Source organism: Streptomyces sp. NPDC021356, assembly GCF_040641015.1.
Classification (GTDB): Bacteria; Actinomycetota; Actinomycetes; order Streptomycetales; family Streptomycetaceae; genus Streptomyces.
The window spans coordinates 63,231-79,985 of record NZ_JBFACU010000011.1; the positions used below are offsets into that span (position 1 = coordinate 63,231).

Annotated in this window: 7 protein-coding genes and 2 pseudogenes; 2 read left to right on the top strand and 7 right to left on the bottom strand. The window is 72.8% G+C overall.

What is annotated here, in order from left to right:
* Window positions 1-174: 174 nt before the first annotated feature.
* Window positions 175-939 carry an MBL fold metallo-hydrolase gene (locus AB0G56_RS16730; protein WP_360969727.1) on the bottom strand — a complete coding sequence of 255 codons (765 nt, stop codon included), beginning with the start codon at window positions 937-939 and terminating at the stop codon, window positions 175-177.
* 190 nt (window positions 940-1,129) lie between these two features.
* Window positions 1,130-1,651: a cupin domain-containing protein gene (locus AB0G56_RS16735; protein ID WP_360969729.1), complete on the bottom strand. Its 522-nt coding sequence runs from the start codon at window positions 1,649-1,651 to the stop codon at window positions 1,130-1,132.
* Window positions 1,652-2,442: 791 nt separating this feature from the next.
* Here AB0G56_RS16735 and AB0G56_RS16740 point away from each other — a divergent pair.
* Window positions 2,443-6,539 (top strand): annotated as a pseudogene (locus AB0G56_RS16740) (discoidin domain-containing protein).
* 124 nt (window positions 6,540-6,663) lie between these two features.
* On the top strand, window positions 6,664-7,101 hold the full coding sequence (locus tag AB0G56_RS16745; protein ID WP_360969730.1) for a hypothetical protein: 438 nt from the start codon (window positions 6,664-6,666) through the stop codon (window positions 7,099-7,101).
* Between the two features lie 60 nt (window positions 7,102-7,161).
* On the opposite strand, the pseudogene AB0G56_RS16750 reads toward AB0G56_RS16745, so the two are convergent.
* The 5 genes and pseudogenes from AB0G56_RS16750 to abc-f all read right to left on the bottom strand — a co-directional run bounded on the left by AB0G56_RS16750 (window position 7,162) and on the right by abc-f (window position 16,722).
* A pseudogene (locus tag AB0G56_RS16750) lies at window positions 7,162-10,526 on the bottom strand (right-handed parallel beta-helix repeat-containing protein).
* A gap of 162 nt (window positions 10,527-10,688) precedes the next feature.
* Window positions 10,689-11,759 carry a hypothetical protein gene (locus tag AB0G56_RS16755; protein WP_360969732.1) on the bottom strand — a complete coding sequence of 357 codons (1,071 nt, stop codon included), beginning with the start codon at window positions 11,757-11,759 and terminating at the stop codon, window positions 10,689-10,691.
* 950 nt (window positions 11,760-12,709) lie between these two features.
* Window positions 12,710-13,267 carry a CGNR zinc finger domain-containing protein gene (locus AB0G56_RS16760; RefSeq protein ID WP_360969733.1) on the bottom strand — a complete coding sequence of 186 codons (558 nt, stop codon included), beginning with the start codon at window positions 13,265-13,267 and terminating at the stop codon, window positions 12,710-12,712.
* Window positions 13,268-13,327: 60 nt separating this feature from the next.
* Window positions 13,328-15,004 (bottom strand): ABC-F family ATP-binding cassette domain-containing protein, encoded by a 1,677-nt coding sequence (locus tag AB0G56_RS16765; protein ID WP_360969735.1) that lies wholly within the window; start codon window positions 15,002-15,004, stop codon window positions 13,328-13,330.
* A gap of 83 nt (window positions 15,005-15,087) precedes the next feature.
* Window positions 15,088-16,722 (bottom strand): ribosomal protection-like ABC-F family protein, encoded by a 1,635-nt coding sequence (gene abc-f / locus AB0G56_RS16770; protein ID WP_360969737.1) that lies wholly within the window; start codon window positions 16,720-16,722, stop codon window positions 15,088-15,090.
* Window positions 16,723-16,755 lie beyond the last annotated feature (33 nt).

Sequence of the window (16,755 nt, forward strand, 5' to 3'; positions counted from 1 at the left end):
ACGGTGTGAACCGGTGTGCCGTCCCGGCGGGACAGCCCCTGTTCCGTTGCCGCTCCGGTGTGCTCGCCTGCGATTCGGAAAACCTCCTCCGGGAGAAACATTCCCCCGAACGATGTCCCGGAACCGGCCGGCTCCGCATCGCGCCGCACGGTGCCCCGTGCCGGGCACGACCGTTCAGCGCTGCGCGCGCTCGTACGCCCGGCCTGCGGCTTCCTTGACGGATCCACGGTGCACCGGGCCGTGACCGGGCACGACGACATCCGCCTCCACCCCTTCGAGTGTGGTCAGGGCACCCAGGGCGGTGGCACGGTCGGTGTGGAACATGTCGGGCAGCAGCTGGGGGCCGGCGGTCCTCGACGCCGGGTGCGCGGTGACCAGTGCGTCGCCGCTGATCAGGATGCCGCTGCGGGGCAGGTGGTAGGCGCAGTGGCCCTTGGTGTGCCCCGGGGTGTGCACGGGAACCGGGGAGCCGGGCAGGTCCAGCGGCCCGGGCGCGGGAAACGCCTGGGGACCGGCCACCGGGACGTGCTCCGTTCCGCCGGCCCGCAGCGCGTGCAGGGCCCACGGCAGCACACCCGGGCGCCACGCCTGGGCGAGCACTTGGCCGATGGACACCTGGTCCAGGAAGTCGCGGCGGGCGTGCGGCACCTCTTCCTCGTGCATCAGGACGGGCACGCCATGGGCTGCCCGGAGCCGTTCGGCCGCTCCGATGTGGTCGTTGTGCGCGTGCGTCACCAGGACGGCGGCCACCGACTCCGGACGCAGTCCGAGCATGCCCAGCGACGCCAGCACGGCGTCGTGGTCGCCGGGATAACCGGAGTCGACCAGGACGCAGCTGTCCCCCTCCTTGACGATCACCCAGTTGGTGTTGCTCCCGGTGACCGCGTAGACCATGTCACCGACGTGCACGACGTCCTCGTCGCGCAGGTCCTTCGGCATGTCTTCCCTCCCTCGGTGGGGCCGGCGGATCCGCGCGCGGTCCTTCGGCCCTCCCCCGGGAAACCGGCAGGTGGACAGGGCCCGTCGTGCAGCCCGGCGGCCGAGGCGTGCGCCTGCCGCGGTCCTCGCGGCGGGCACGGATCGTGCCGCATGCGTGCTCAGCGCGCGCGAGCACCGCATGCGGAGTGTGTCATGCGCGGTCAGGTCCGGAGTGGCCGGCCGGGCTCTTCTCCAGGTCCGCGGGGACGGCCCCGGGCGGGCCGAGGATGATGTCGCCGAGTTCCTCGGTGACCGCCTGGAACAGGCCCATGTCCCATTCGGTCTCGGCGGTCGCCAGGTGCGCCGGGGTCCCGCTGCGGCGGATGAGTTCCGCGAACGCGGCCGGGGAGGTGATGTTGAGGGACCGTGCGCCCTCCGGGCCCGCCTTGATCGTGTGCGGGGTGTTCATCGGGATGGCGTAGAAGTCGCCGGACCGCAGCGTGAACGTGTCGGGGCCGGCCCACACCGTGAGACTGCCCTCGACGACCCAGATCCGCTCCTCGTAGCCCGTGTGCAGGTGCAGCGGCGTGCCCGCGTCGGCGGGCAGGACGATGTCCGAGAGGTCGTGCCGGCCGTCCGTCTCCTCCGCGGACGTGAGGATGGACATGCGCAGGTGCTGCCCGAGGACGAACTGGCGGTCGTGCGGTACCGGCGGCGAGGGGAAGTTGCTCACGAGGACGGGATCCTGACTGGGTGGGAGGATGACTCCAAGTCCGGACGGCGCGCAGGGTGTGTGCGCGGGCGAGCGCCCGGACCGAGTCGCAGATGACACACGGACCCCATACCCCGGTCACACTTCGCAGGGACCGATCGGCGGTGGCGACACATATTTCTGGCTCGGGAGAAACCTGACAGGGCGCCTCCTGGACAGGGCGCCTCCTGGACAGGGCGCCTCCTGGACAGGACGGAGGATGCCCGGCCGGGTCCGTGGCCCTGACGGCGGCCGCACGCTCCCCTCCCGGACGCGGACGCGCCCGCAGCGCTCCCAGTCGGATTCCTCGTTCCGCCAGGGTCCCGGGTCCCTGCGTTCCTCCGGGTCCGGGTCCCTGCGGTCCCTTGCGGTCCTCCGGCCCGCCCGCCGGTCCAGTCCCGTCATCAGCCGGGGGGCGGGCCCAGGCCCCCGGCCGTTGAAGGCGCCGCTGCCCGGGCTATGGCGCGGCCGGCGGCGGCCCTCGTCCGGCACATGTCGTCGCGCTCGTGAAGCCGGCGGCCCGAAGGCCGACGGTGCACACGGGGCCGCCAGCTCCAGAACCGCCGCACGGCTCGCCCGCACCCGTACGCTCCGGCAACGAGCGCGCCGGGCCCGACCGTCGGTGAACCGGCCGCGCCGTCCCAGCTCTTGACAGATGCCCCACCTCGCCACAGCCTATGGCCACACCTATGGCAACGTTGTCAGACCCGGGCGGGGCAGCCCCGCGCCAGGCCGCTCGTGCCACCCGCCCACCCTGTGATTGGACGACTCACATGGCCGACCAGGCGAGTCCATCGCACCGCCCCTCCCGGCGCACCGTCGTGGCCACCGGCTCGACACTGCTGGCCGGGTTCAGCCTCGGCACGGTGTTCCCGGCCGCCGCGGCCGGCGCCGAGCGCGCCGGGCAGCCGACCGCCGCCGCCTCCTCCACCCCCGCCTCCGGTGAACTCGCCGCGTACCGCCCGGTCGAGGTCTCCTCGCAGGCGTACGCGCCCACCCCGGCCGAGTTCGCGGTGGACGGCATCGGCGCACAGGGTGTGCGCGGCACCGGCTGGCGCGCGCAGGCGGGCGACCCGCAGTGGATCTCCGTCGACCTCCAGGCGGAGTGCCGGGTCGACTGGGTCCGCCTCACCTTCGAGGCCGACGCGAGCGACCCGGTGTTCACCCCGCCGAGCGACGGCAACCCGCACCAGGGCACCACCGGCAAGGAGATCCAGTCGAGTTACGCGACGGAGTTCGTCGTGGAGACCTCCCGGGACCGTGCGTCCTGGACGAGCGTGTACCGGACCACCGCGGGCACCGGCGGCCGGGTCGACATCCAGTTGCCGAGGCCGGTCACCGCCCGCTGGGTGCGCATGACGGCCCGCAGGCGCTCCAGCCCGAACCCGCTGGGCGTCAACGGCTTCGAGGTGTACGGCGCCGTCCACGGCAGGCGCCCCGCCGCCACCGGCTGGACCGACTGGGGCACCCACCACACTCCCGCCCCGCCGCTCGCCGTCGCCGGCGACGGCACCGTGCCCCTGGAATCCGGCTGGACCCTCACCCTGGACGACCGGGCCGGCGGCGACGGCGCCCACCTGTCCACGCCCGGCGTGGACACCAGCCGCTGGCTGCCCGCCACCGTGCCCGGCACCGTCCTGGGCTCCCTGGTCGACCAGGGCAAGCTGCCCGACCCGGTCGCCGGACTGAACAACCTGCACGTCCCCGAGGCACTGTCCCGCCACTCCTGGTGGTACCGCCGCGACTTCGACCTGCCCAGGGGCCTGCGCACCGGCGCCGGGCGGCACGTCTGGCTGGAGTTCGACGGCGTCAACCACCAGGCGGAGATGTGGCTCAACGGCCGGCAGGCCGGCACCCTCACCTTCCCCTTCGCCCGCTCGGCCCACGACGTCACCGGGCTCCTCACCGCCGAGGGCCGCAACGCGCTCGCGGTGAAGATCACCCCCATGCCGGTGCCCGGCAGCCCCGGTGACAAGGGCCCCGACGGCTCGGCCTGGGTGGACGCCGGCGCCGACCAGATGAACCGCAACTCGCCGACGTACCTGGCTTCCTCGGGCTGGGACTGGATGCCCGCCGTCCGGGACCGCGGCGCGGGCATCTGGAACCACGTGCGGCTCAGATCCACCGGGCACCTCGTCATCGGCGACCCGCGCGTGGACACCGTGCTGCCGGACCTGCCCGGCCTGTCGGTCGCCGAGGTGACCGTCACCGTCCCGGTCCGGAACGCCGACACCACCGACCACAGCACCACCGTCACCGCCGCCTTCGACGGCATACGTGTCTCGCGTACGGTCACCGTCCCCGCGGGCAGGAGCGTCGACGTCACCTTCGCGCCGGACGCCTACTCCCGCCTGCGCGTCAAGAACCCCCGCCTGTGGTGGCCCAACGGCCTGGGCGAGCCCGTCCTGCACGACCTCACCCTCACCGCCGAGGCCGGCGGGACCGTCAGCGACCGGCGCACCACCCGCTTCGGCATCCGCCAGTTCGGCTACGAGCACCACACCCCGCTGCCCTTCACCCCCTCCACCGACGCCTGCACGCAGTCCGTCGACCTCGGCGCACAGCACGCCCGGTACGTACGGGTCCGCTGTCTGACCCGGGCGACCGACTGGGGCAGCTCGCTGTGGGCGCTGTCGGTGTACGACAGCGCCCGGCCGGGCACCGACCTCGCCCTGCACGCGCCCGCCGACGCCTCCAGCCAGGACCAGGACGACCACGGCGCGGGCAACGCCACCGACGGCGACGCGGGCACCCGCTGGGCCTCCGCCTGGCAGGACGACCAGTGGATCCGCGTCGACCTCGGCTCGTCCCAGGGCTTCGACCGCCTCGACCTGGTGTGGGAGCAGGCGTACGCGCGGACGTTCGTCGTGCAGGTCTCCGACGACGGCACCGACTGGACGGACGCCACGTCCGTGGACAACACGGCGGTGCCGCTGCCCTTCAACAGCGGCGACGCCAGCCTCCGGGTCACCGACTTCGCCCCGCGCACCGCCCGCTACCTGCGCCTGGAGTGCGGGCTGCGCAACACCAGCTGGGGCAACTCCCTGTGGTCGCTCGCCGTCGTCGACAGCGCCGCTCCCGGCACCGACCTCGCCCTGCACCGCACGGCGAGTGCCTCCAGCGAGGAGGACGGCCACCCCGCCGCGCACGCCACCGACGGCAACCCCGGCACCCGCTGGTCCTCCGCCTACGAGGACCACCAGTGGATCCAGGTCGACCTCGGCTCGGCCCGCCGCTTCGACCGGGTCGCGGTCCTGTGGGAGCAGGCGTACCCGAAGACGTACACCATCAAGGTGTCCGACGACGGGAACACCTGGAGCAACGTCACCACCGTCTCCAACACACCCGAACCGCTGAAGATCAGCGTCAACGGCGTGCGGGTGCTGGTGCGCGGCGGCAACTGGGGGTGGGACGAACTGCTGCGCCGCATGCCCGCCGACCGGATGGACACGGCGGTGCGCATGCACCGCGACATGAACTTCACGATGATCCGCAACTGGGTCGGCAGCAGCAACCGCGAGGAGTTCTACGCCGCCTGCGACGCACACGGCATCCTCGTGTGGAACGACTTCCCCAACGCCTGGGGCATGGACCCGCCGGACCACGACGCCTACAACGCCATCGCCTGCGACACCGTCCTGCGCCACCGCATCCACCCGAGCGTGGCCGTCTGGTGCGGCGCCAACGAGGGCACCCGCCCGCCGCGATCGACCAGGGCATGGGCGAGGCCGTCGAGCAGGGGGCGCCCGGCATCCTGTACCAGAACAACTCCGCCGGCGGCATCGCCACCGGCGGCGGCCCCTACGGCTGGGTCGAGCCCGCCCGCTACTTCGACCCGGCCACCTACGGCAGCAAGAACTTCGGCTTCCACACCGAGATCGGCATGCCCGTCGTCTCCACCGCCGCCAGCACCCGCCGCATGACCGGCGGCGAACCGGAGTGGCCCATCGGCGGCGCCTGGTACTACCACGACTGGAGCGAGCACGGGAACCAGGCACCGCAGAACTACAAGGCGGCCATCGAGGCCCGCCTGGGCACCGCCCGCGACCTGGACGACTTCACGGCCAAGGCGCAGTTCGTCAACTACGAGAACTTCCGCGCCATGTTCGAGGCCTGGAACGCCCACCTGTGGGACGACGCCAGCGGCCTGATGCTCTGGATGTCCCACCCGGCCTGGCACAGCACCGTCTGGCAGACCTACGACTACGACTTCGACGTCAACGGCGCCTACTACGGGGCCCGCACCGCCTGCGAGCCGCTGCACGTCCAGGCGGACCCGGTCGAGGGCGAGATCATCGCGGTCAACCACACCCGCGCTGCGCTGCGCGGGGCCACGGTCACGGCCGAGACGTACGGCCTCGACGGCCGCCGGACCGGCCCCGCCCGCAGCACACGTGTCGACGTCCAGGCTGCCGCCACCACCCAGGCGTTCACCGTCGCCTTCACCGACGACCTGCCCGACCTGCACCTGCTGCGCCTCACGCTGAGGAGCGCCGGGGGAGAGACGCTGTCGCGCAACACCTACTGGCGTTACCGCACACCGGAGGCGATGCGCGCGCTCAACCGGCTCAAGCAGGTCAGGCTTGCGGTGTCCGCCACCCACGTCGTCCGCCACGGCGACCGACGCGAGGCGAGGGCCACCGTCCGCAACCAGGGGTCCGCCGTCGCCGCGATGGTCCGGCTGTCCCTGCTGGACGCCCACGGCGGCGACCGGGTGCTGCCCACGCTCTACGGCGACAACTACGTGTGGCTGCTGCCCGGGGAGGCGCGGACGGTCACCCTGTCCTGGGCCGCGGGGGCACTGCCGTCGGGCCGCGGGATGCTGCACGCGGAGGGGTACAACACACAGCCGGTCGGCGTCCGCGTCTGACGGCCCCGCCCTGTCCTGCCGACGGGAAGACACATGCCAGGAGCCGGACTCCTTGTTCGTTGATCATGTGTTCCATAGCATGTGTCTGTCCGGCAGCTCCCTTCACCCCAAGAGGTGTATCTCCTTGTCTGTCAGATCCGTTTCCCTGCGTGCCGCCGCCACCTTCGTCGGAGCGGCGGCCCTGGCCTCCGGTGCCCTGCTGTCGAGTGGTCCGGCGCAGGCGGCGACCGCCTCGATCGGCGCGGGGCGCGTGCAACTGTGCGCACAGGGCAACTACGCGGCCTACCCGGTGTTCAACACCGCCGCGCAGGACCAGCCGGACCTTGCCACCGCCACGGTCGCGCAGGGAACCTGCCAGACGTTCGGCATCAAGGACTTCGGCGGAAATAGGCAGACAGGGATCAGCGTGTTCGGCAAGTTCAACACGAGCAACGGCTCCTTCTACGTCGACGGGTTCGATGTCGACCCGACGGGCAGCGGCTGGAAGCATTTCGCCAGGGGGACGACGGCCGATGGCGGGGCCGGCGCTTACCTTGTGATCGAAGCCCAGCCGCGTAGCTGAGCCGGAAGCCAAGATCCCGCTCGGGCCGAGGGCCGGGCGGGATCTTTCCTTTCCCCCTCGTCAGCGGGCGTGCTCGACAGGCGCCCGGTCTGCCATGCCGGGCGTGCCCGCGGGCAGGTCCTCGGGCAGCAGCGTGGTCAGTGCTTCCAGGTCCGGCGTGGACAGGGAGGCCGGCCGCCCCGCCTGGCGGGTCATCATGGTCTCCATCAGCTGCCGGGCCAGGCGGGCGTTTCCGAAGGACCGGTTACGCGGCAGCGCGTCGAGGTGGACGCGCAGCGCCTCGCGGGTGGTGGGCGCGCAGACGTAACCCGCCGTGCCGGCCTGCTCATCGATGATGGCCAGCAGTTCGTCGGTGGAGTAGTCCTCGAAGGAGGCGTGTCGGGAGAAGCGGGACGCCAGGCCGGGGTTGGAGGCCAGGAAGCCCTCCATCTCCGCCGGGTAGCCGGCGACGATCACCACGACCTCCTCACGGCGGTCCTCCATCAGCTTCAGCAGCGTGTCGACGGCCTCCCGGCCGAAGTCCTGCGGGGAGTTGGCAGGTGTCAGCGTGTAGGCCTCGTCGATGAACAGCACACCCCCGACGGCCTCCTCGAACCTCTCCGTGGTGAGCTGCGCGGTGTGTCCGATGTAGCGCCCCACCAGGTCGGCGCGGCTCACCTCGACGAGCCGGCCGCTGGAGAGGACGCCGAAGGAGCGCAGCAATTCCGCGTACAGGCGGGCCACCGTGGTCTTGCCCGTGCCGGGCGGACCGGAGAACACGAGGTGGTGGCTGATCGAGGGCGTGGGCAGACCCACCGCCGCGCGCTGCCGGTAGGCGGTGAGCAGGTCGACGATGCCGCCCACCTCCCGCTTGACCGCCGCCAGACCGGTCATGGCGCGCAGCCGGGCCAGCGCGTCCGACTCGCCGGGTTCCTTCCTGGCCTCCGCGCGCACCTCCTCGGCCTCGTCGGCGCCCACGTCCTCGGGGACCATGAGCATCAGGTCGGCCTCGCTCGCCTCCTGCTGGGTCGCCAGCCGCAGCGACTGCCGGTCGATCATCTCCTCGAAGACCTGGCGGGCGGCCCGGCCGTTGCCGAACGTCGCGTCCCGCCGCATCCGGGAGAAGCGGATGCCGAGCGCATCCCGGGTCAGCGGGTCGAGAACGTACCGGTGGGTGGGGTGGCGCACATGTTCTCGGTGATGGTGACCAGCTCGTCCACCGAGTAGTTCTCGAACTCGATGGTGCGGGTGAACCGCGAGGCCATGCCCGGGTTGGCGGCCAGGAAGTCCGTCATCTCCTTGGGGTAGCCCGCGACGATGACCACGGTGTCGTCCCGGTGGTCCTCGATCAGTTTGACGAGGGTGTCGATGGCCTCCTGTCCGAAGTCGACGGAGGAACCCTTGCTGTCGGACAGCAGCGTGTACGCCTCGTCGATGAAGAGCACGCCGCCCAGGGCGCGTTCGAACACCTCCGTCGTCTTGATCGCCGTACCGCCGATCACCTGGGCGACCAGATCGGCCCGGGACACCTCGACGATGTGACCCGAGGACAGCATCCCGAGACCCGCCAGAATCCCGCCGTACAGCCGTGCCACCGTCGTCTTTCCCGTGCCGGGCGGACCGGCGAAGACCAGGTGGCGGCTCATGGGCGGGGCCGGGATGCCGAGCCGGGCCCGCCGCTGGGCGAGCTTGCCCAGGCTGACGAGCATGTTGACCTGTTCCTTGACGTTGTCCAGGCCGATGAGCGCGTTCAGCTCCGCGACCAGCGCGTTCTCCGGCTCCCGGTTCTCCTGCCCGCTGCTCGTGGCCGGCTCGCCGGCGGTGGACGGGGCGTCCTCGGCGGGCGGCTCCGTGCCCACGTCGGGCGTCTTGTTGTCGAGGCTGGTCAGACCGGAGAGGGTGAAATGAGCACCTGGGCGGGCGTGCTTCAGTCCGGCCCCCCTGTTGGACCGCACGGTGCAGTCGGTCACCTCCACCGGGCCGTCCGACTCGATCCGGACTCCGTCGCCGGTGTTCCCGCTGAACTCGCACGCCTTGAGCACCGCCAGGCCGTCCGCCGCGACCAGCGCACCGTGCCCGCCGGACCCCAGCACCCGGGTCCTGACCAGGGTCAGCTCACCCTTGCCCTCGACCGCGGCGCCCGACGCGGAGGAACCGGAGATCTCGCAGTCGCGCAGGGTGCCTTTCCCCTCCGCGCCCACCGAGACACCCGAGCCGCCCGCGCCGCGCAGCGCCGAACTGCCCATGTGCGGGTTGCCGCCCCCCTCGATCCGCAGCGCGTGCCCCGCGCAGTCACCGACCTCGCAGTCCTCGAACCGGCCCCGGGCCTGCCCGGAGACCTGGATTCCCGCACCGCGCGCCTCGGTGACACGGGCGCGGCGCAGCAGCAAGTTCGCCCCCGAGGCCACCGACACTCCGGTGCCGCCCGCCCGCAACACGTCCAACTGGTCGAACTCGGCGGCGGACTCCCCCTCCGGCAGCAGTCCGGTGCCCTTGCTGCCGGTGACCCGGGCGCCGGTGAAGGACGGGGTGCTGGAGTCCCCGACGTGCACGGCCGCCGCTTCGGCACCGTCGAAGTGGCAGTTCACGAAGTAGCCGAGGGAACGTCCGGTGACGTACACGCCGCTGCCCTGCGTCGCGGAGGTCTCGCAGTACGACAGCTGCGGATCGGAGCGGTCGGCGACGACGAAACCGTGGCCGGCCGAACGGTGCACCGCCACGTGGGACAGCTCGGTGCGCACCGAACTCGACACGTGGACACCGAGCGTGCAGTCCCGCAGCGTGGTCCGCACGACCCTCAGCGACGTGCCGCCCTCCAGCGCGACACCCGGCTTCTCGGTGGAGGTGATTTCGCAGTCCTCCACGACCCCGCGCGACTGGCCGTTGGCCAGCACGCCGTTGCCCCGGGCGTCGCGCATACGGCAGTTGCGCACCGTCGCCCGGCCCTCCTCGCTGACCACGACCGCCGACGTGCCCAGGTTCTCGATGAGGCAGTCCTCGATGACACTGCCCGTCGAACCGGCCTCGACGACACCCGCGCCGGTCGGGTTGGTGACCCGGCACGACCGCATCGCGAGGGAGCCGCTGCCCCGGCTGAGCAGCGCCGTCCAGCCCGCGCCCAGAACTTCGCAGCCGTCCAGGGCGACCTGCCCGCGGACCGCGTCGATCACCGGCAGCTCGCCCTCGCCGGCCCGCAGCAGCAGGTCGGTGAGCATCACGGCGTCCGCCGCGAGGGTCACCGCCGCCCCCTTGGCTGGGGCGATCTCGACGCTGCCGCGCGGGCCGTCGGCGACGATCGTCACCCGGTTCTGCACGACCAGGGTCTCCTGGTAACTGCCCGGACGGACACTGATGATCGCTCCCGGACGGGCGTTGAGCAGAGCCGCGCCGATCGTTGTGTGATCGCAGCCGCCCTCCCGGCCGACGGTGATCAGATGGCGGGCCACGACTGCTCCTTCCCGTCGGGTGCGGACGGCCGGGACGCCCGGTCCGGGGCGCCGGCGGGCGGCGCGGCGGGACCCGCGCCGCAGGCACGGCGGTGCGCGCTCTGCATGGTGATCACCTCTTCGGGGTGGGGTACCCGGCCGGGCTCGTCGGCCGGGCCGTGCTCAGTGCTGCGTCCCGGCGGCCCACAGAACGCGGCCGTCGGTGGCGAGGATCGTGACGTCGCCGTCGTTCTGGAGGACGAGCCGGGCCCCGTCGTGGCCGCCCGAGCCGGACGACCAGAGGGTCTGCTGCGCCGCCGTACGGACCACGAGGTCACCGTCCGACTGGAGGACGGCGTAGTCGCCCTGGCCCGAGGTGTGCGAGGACCAGCGGACCGCGCCGTTCTCGTCCGTGATGACGAGGTTCCCGTCCGCACGCATCGTCAGGTGCGTCCGGTCGGAGGCGAGGCTCTGCCCGGGGCGCAGGACGTGGGTGCCGGTGAAGACCTCGGTGCCCCACCGTGGGGCGGGCTCGGGATCGGGGTGCGCGGCCGGCTTCGGGTCGGCGGCGGCGCCGTCGCCCTGCGCCGGGGCGCCGGGGTCGGTGCCGGTGTCGCGGGTGGTGGTGTGGTCGGGGGTGGTGGCGACCGGGCTGGAGCCGGTGGCGTGGTCGTGGGGTGCGGCGGGGTCGGTCGTGGTGGGTTCGAGCGGGGTGAGGGGAGTCTCCGTGGCGGGCGCGGAGGCGGCGGCGCGCGCCTGGGGCGCGGCGGGCTCGGCCGCGGACGCGGCCGTGGCACCAGCCGCGGTTCCGGTCGCGGCCACGCGCGCGCGGGCCGTGGCCGTCGCCGGTTCGGAGCCGGCCCTCGCCGGCGTGTCTGCCGCGGCCTTCGTCGACGTGTCGGTCGCCGGCTTCGCGGTGGCGTTCTTCACAGCCGCGGTCTTTGCGGCGGCGGTGGTCGTGCCGACCGGCTTCTTGGCGGCAGCGGTGCCTGCGCCCGTGCCGGCACCGGTGGCCGCGGTCTTGGCGGTTGTGCCGTCCGGCACGTCCGGGTGGGCCGCGGCCGGTACGGTCTGCCGCGCCGCTCCCATCGCGGGGGCCCCGGCGGCCGTCGCGGTGCGCTGCGGTACGGCGGAACGGACCGGGGAGGAGACGTCCGCCGCCACTTGGGGCGGGGTGTTCGAGTATGCCGTTCCCGTTCCCGCCGGGGCGTTCCCGGCCCGGTCGGCGGTGTCCGCTGCGAGCGCCTGGGGCACCGCGGGGGAGTCCGCCGCCGTCTGTCCGTCCTGCGCATGGACTTCACCGCCACCCTGCAGGAGATGCTGACCACCCTCATCACAGGCACCCTCGCCAGAGCAGAGCTTGGTGCTCACTGATTTGGGCTGCTCGGCGTGACGGTGGATCGTCGAGAGCCAGCACGGTGCCTGCTGGAAGCCGTCGAGGATGCCGGGTCGTTGCTGAAGGCGTGTGAGCCCGGTTGCGTACGGGGGCTTCACAGGTGGCCTCCTTCCATGCGATGGCGGTCCGCTCGGCACGCTGGGCGACCGGCCGGCCGCGAACCTGCGGGCTGAAGCGCCGGTGACGGCTCCAAGGGCCCGCCTGCTTGGGTTCCTCGCCGATCACCGACTGCCGACAGGGCCGGGTGATCCGGGACGCTGCTGCCTCCGGCTGCCCCTCAGCGCGAGATGTCTCCAGGAGATTTCGCCCAGCGCGTCCAGGAGGGCCGACTCGTCGTTGCCGGCCTTCTGTGACCCCAGGGTGGCTCCGGTCTCGTCGGCCACAGCCGCCCGGTGATGGGCTCTGCCCGCGTCGATGCCGGCCCAGGCACGTGCCCGTTCCTCGCTCGTACACCCTCCTGGCCTCCGACGGCAGGCCGCCGGGCCCGCGGAACACCCGCTGTCATCCCCGTGATCAGCAGCCACACAAGGCGCGCACATCCCCAAAGGCCCCGGCAGGCATCGGTGGTACTCCGTACCCGCCACCGGCGAGCCCGCCGGAAGGCCGCCAGGTCTGCCCTGGTGGCCTGCGCGAACCCCGCGTGCGGCCGGCCCGGTCAAGAGACCGGCGACGACCACCGTTCCTCGTCCCATGACACCTGGCCGAGGCCGGGCTGTCGCGCCGTCGCGAGCAGACGGGCACGCGGACGGGCTCGGCGTCCACCCGGGAGCGCCGGTCCCGCCCGCTCGCCACGCCGCCGTGCGGTGCTTCAGGCCGCCGCGGGCGCGCTCTTCTTGCGGGCGCGGTACGCGGCCGCCTTGATCTTGTTGCCGCAGGACTCCATGCCGCACCACTGGCGCCGCATGCCCCGCGAGCGGTCGATGTAGACGCGGGTGCACTCTGGGTTGCCGCACTCTTTCAGCAGCGGCACGTCCGGGCCGCTCAACAGCTCGACGGCCGTGCGGGCGAGGGTGGACAGCACCTCCTGCGGCGTCGCCTCGGTCCGCCGGCCCTCCGGGGTGAGCTGCGGCACCGCGGACGGCGTGCGCGCCGTGCTGTTCACCAGCTCCAGCGCGTCGGCCTGGTACTCCTCACCGAGACGGCGCGAGGTGACCAGGTGGTAGATGGCCTCCCGCAGGGCCGTCGCCTGGTCCACGTCGGCCTGCTCGCTGGGCGTGACGGCGTCGACGACGCCCGACTCCAGGAACCAGGCGTCCAGGCGATCCGGTGTCACGAACATTTCAAACTGCAGCGTACGGCGGGCACGCAGTGTAGCGGCGAAATCCAGGACCGGATTGCCGCACACGAAGACATGGTCGAGATTCATGTCACCATTTTGACAGGTGACCGCCACCTCTGCAAGAGTCGTCACCTGTTCAGCCGGTATTCAGTTGTGTGCGGGGTTCACCGTACCGGGCGCCCGCCCTTCCTGTGCGGAGCCCAGCCGGATCTCCCGGCCCTGCCAGCGGTCGCGCAGCCAGCGGTCATGGCTGGCCAGCACGATCGCGCCCGGCCCGGTGCCGAGCGCCGCCTCCAGTTCGTCGCACAGGCGCGGCGAGAGGTGGTTGGTGGGCTCGTCCAGCAGCAGCAACCGCGGCGGCCGGGCCACCAGCAGCGCCAGCGCGAGCCGCCGCCGCTGCCCCACCGAGAGCCGGCCGACCGGCTTGTCCAGGTCCGCCTCGTGCAGCAGCCCCAGCGAGGACAGCGGCACCGCGTCGGCCCGCTCGGCGCCCAGCGTCTGCTCGTACGTGTCCCGGACGGTGCGCTCCGGCCGGTCGAAGACGGTGTCCTGGGCGAGCAGCCCCACCGTCAGCCCGGCGCGCCGCCGCACCTGGCCCTCGGGCACGAGGTGCCCGGCGAGCACGGCCAGCAGCGTGGACTTCCCCGCGCCGTTGCCGCCGGTGACCAGCAGCCGGTCGGTCGCCGACACCTCGGCACACACCGGCGCGAGCCGCCCCGGCACCCCCGCGCCGTCCAGCGACACCAGCGGCCCGTCGTCGTCCCCCTCCTTCTGCTCCACCGATGCCGCCAGCGCCGGGCCGGCGAACCGCAGCGGCCTGGGCGGCTCACCGACCTGGGCACGCTCCAGCTCCTCCAGCCGCCGGGCGGCGTTGCGCACCCGCCGGGAGACCTGGCTCTGCACCCGGCCGGCCCGGTGGCCGTAGCCCATCTTCTCGTTGTCGCGCGGTCCCCGGTCCGGTGCCACCCGGCGCGCGGTCACCTGGGCCGAGACCCTGAGTGCCGCCAGTTCCTCCTGTTCCTGCGTCCAGCGCCGCTCCCAGCGCTCCCGCTCGGCGCGTTTCTCCGCCAGGTAGGCGCTGTAGTTGCCGCCGTAGCGGACCGGCCCGACGACGGCCGGATCGAGGTCGACCAGGTCCGTGCACACGGCGTCCAGGAAGGCCCGGTCGTGGCTGGCCAGCACGACGACGCCGGGCAGACCGCGCACCTGTTCCTCGACGAAGGCGGCGGCCTCGTCGTCGAGGTGGTTGGTCGGCTCGTCCAGCAGCAGCGCGGCCGGCCGCCGGATCAGCAGCGCGGCCAGCGCGAGCCGCCCGCGCTGCCCGCCCGACAGCGACCCGAGAGTCCGGTCGTGTCCGAAGCCGCCGAGGCCGAGGCCGTCCAGGACGAGCGCGGCCCGCCGGTCGGCGTCCCACGCCTCCCGCTCCTGGGCCTGTTCGAGCCGGGCGCCGTACATATCGAGCAGTACCGCGTACTCCGGTGCGTCCTGCGCGGTGCGCGCGAGCTGTTCGGTGAGCCGTTCCAGCTCGGCGAGGTCGTCGCGGGCCTCGCGCAGGGCGTCGTCGAGGACGCCGGCGATCGTCGTGCCGGGGTCGTAGGGCATCTCCTGCTGGAGGAAGCCCAGGTCGGGCGGGCGGGTGACGCTGCCGGCGTCGGGCTCGTCCGTCCCGGCCAGCAGACGCAGCAGGGTGGACTTGCCGACGCCGTTCTCCCCGATCAGACCGATGCGGTGGCCGGGGGAGGCGGTCAGGGAGACACCGTCGAGCACCCGGCGGTCGCCGAGGGTGCGGACGAGGTCATGGGCGAGCAGGGCGGGCTGAGGCATGGGGGCACACCCTCCGGTGCGGTCGGTGCGCGGCCCGCGGGGCGGCGTACGCCTCACACGGGCCAGGTCGGCACACCGGCGGCTCACACCTCGGGCGCCCCCGTCTCCTTCAGCTCGCCGTCGGCCAGCCGCAGCCAGCGGTCCACACCGATCTCCCGCAGGAACCGCTCGTCGTGGCTGACCACCACGAAGGCGCCCTGGTAGGAGTTGAGGGCGCTCTCCAGCTGGCCGGCGCTGACCAGGTCGAGGTTGTTCGTCGGCTCGTCCAGGAGCAGCAGGTGCGGGGCCGGCTCCGCGCACAGCACACACGCCAGGGTGGCGCGCAGCCGCTCGCCGCCGGAGAGCACCCCGACGGGCAGGTGGGCGCGGGCGCCGCGGAAGAGGAAGCGGGCGAGCAGGTTCATCCGCTCGGCCTCGGGGCGCTGCGGCGCGTAGTCGGCGAAGTTCTCGGCGACCGTACGGTCCAGATCCAGCAGGTCGAGCCGCTGCGAGAGGTAGGCGATACGTCCGTCGGCCCGCCTGATCTCGCCGCCGTCCGGGGTCAGGTCGCCGTTCAGCAGCCGCAGCAGCGTGCTCTTCCCGGCGCCGTTGGGGCCGGTCAGCGCGATGCGCTCGGGGCCACGGACGGTCAGGTCGACACCCGCTCCGGCGAACACGTCCTTGTCACCGAGCCGGACGCGCAGCCCCTCACCGAGGAACAGGTTGCGCCCCGCGGGCACATTGGTGTCGGGCAGCTCCAGCGTGATGCGCTGCTCCTCGCGCAGCGCGCGCCCGGCCTCGTCCAGCCTGGCCTTGGCCTCGCTGACGCGTCCCGCGTGCACCTGCCCGGACCGGCCCGCGGACTCCTGCGCGCCGCGTTTCATGTTGCCGGCGAAGATGCGGGGCAGGCCCGCGTTCTTCAGGTTGCGGGCGGCGTTGCTCTGCCGGCGTTCGGCGCGCTCGCGGGCCTGCTGCATCTCCCGCTTCTCCCGCTTCAGCCCCTGCTCGGCGTTGCGGACATTCTTCTCCGCGACCTCCTGCCCGGCCCGGACGGCCTCCTCGTACTCGGTGAAGTTGCCTCCGTAGAAGCGGAGTTCACCGCGCTCGAGTTCGGCGATGCGCTCCATGCGGTCGAGCAGGGCCCGGTCGTGGCTGACCAGGAGGAGGCAGCCGGTGAAGTCCCCGAGCACGTCGTAGAGCTTGTGCCGGGCGTCGGCGTCGAGGTTGTTGGTGGGTTCGTCGAGCAGCAGCACATCGGGGCGCCTGAGCAGTTGCGCGGCGAGACCGAGGGAGATGACCTGGCCGCCGCTGAGCGTGCTCAGAGCGCGGTCCAGGGTGAGGGCGCCCAGGCCGAGGCGGTCGAGCTGGGCGCGGGTGCGCTCCTCGATGTCCCAGTCGTCGCCGATGGTGGTGAAGTGCTTCTCGTCGACGTCGCCGGACTCGACGGCGTCGATGGCCCGGATGATCTCGGCGACGCCCAGCACCTCGGCGACCGTGAGATCACCGGTGAGCGGCAGGGACTGCGGGAGGTAGCCGAGGGTGCCGGAGACGGACACCGACCCACTGGCGGGCCGCAGTTCACCGGCGATCAGCTTGAGCAGGGTGGACTTGCCGGTGCCGTTGGGCGCGACGAGACCGGTGCGGCCGGGGGTGACGGTGAAGGACAGGTCCTGGAGGACGGGGGTGTCGTCGGGCCAGGCGAAGGACAGGTTCGAGCAGACGACGGAGGCGTCGGACATGAAGGTGACCTCGTGAGGAGAGGACGGGGCACA

Coding starts and splice junctions, on each gene's coding strand:
- AB0G56_RS16730 (WP_360969727.1), bottom strand. CDS start 939: ATGCCGAAGGACCTGCGCGACGAGGACGTCGTGCACGTCGGTGACATG.
- AB0G56_RS16760 (WP_360969733.1), bottom strand. CDS start 13,267: ATGAATCTCGACCATGTCTTCGTGTGCGGCAATCCGGTCCTGGATTTC.
- AB0G56_RS16765 (WP_360969735.1), bottom strand. CDS start 15,004: ATGCCTCAGCCCGCCCTGCTCGCCCATGACCTCGTCCGCACCCTCGGC.
- abc-f (WP_360969737.1), bottom strand. CDS start 16,722: ATGTCCGACGCCTCCGTCGTCTGCTCGAACCTGTCCTTCGCCTGGCCC.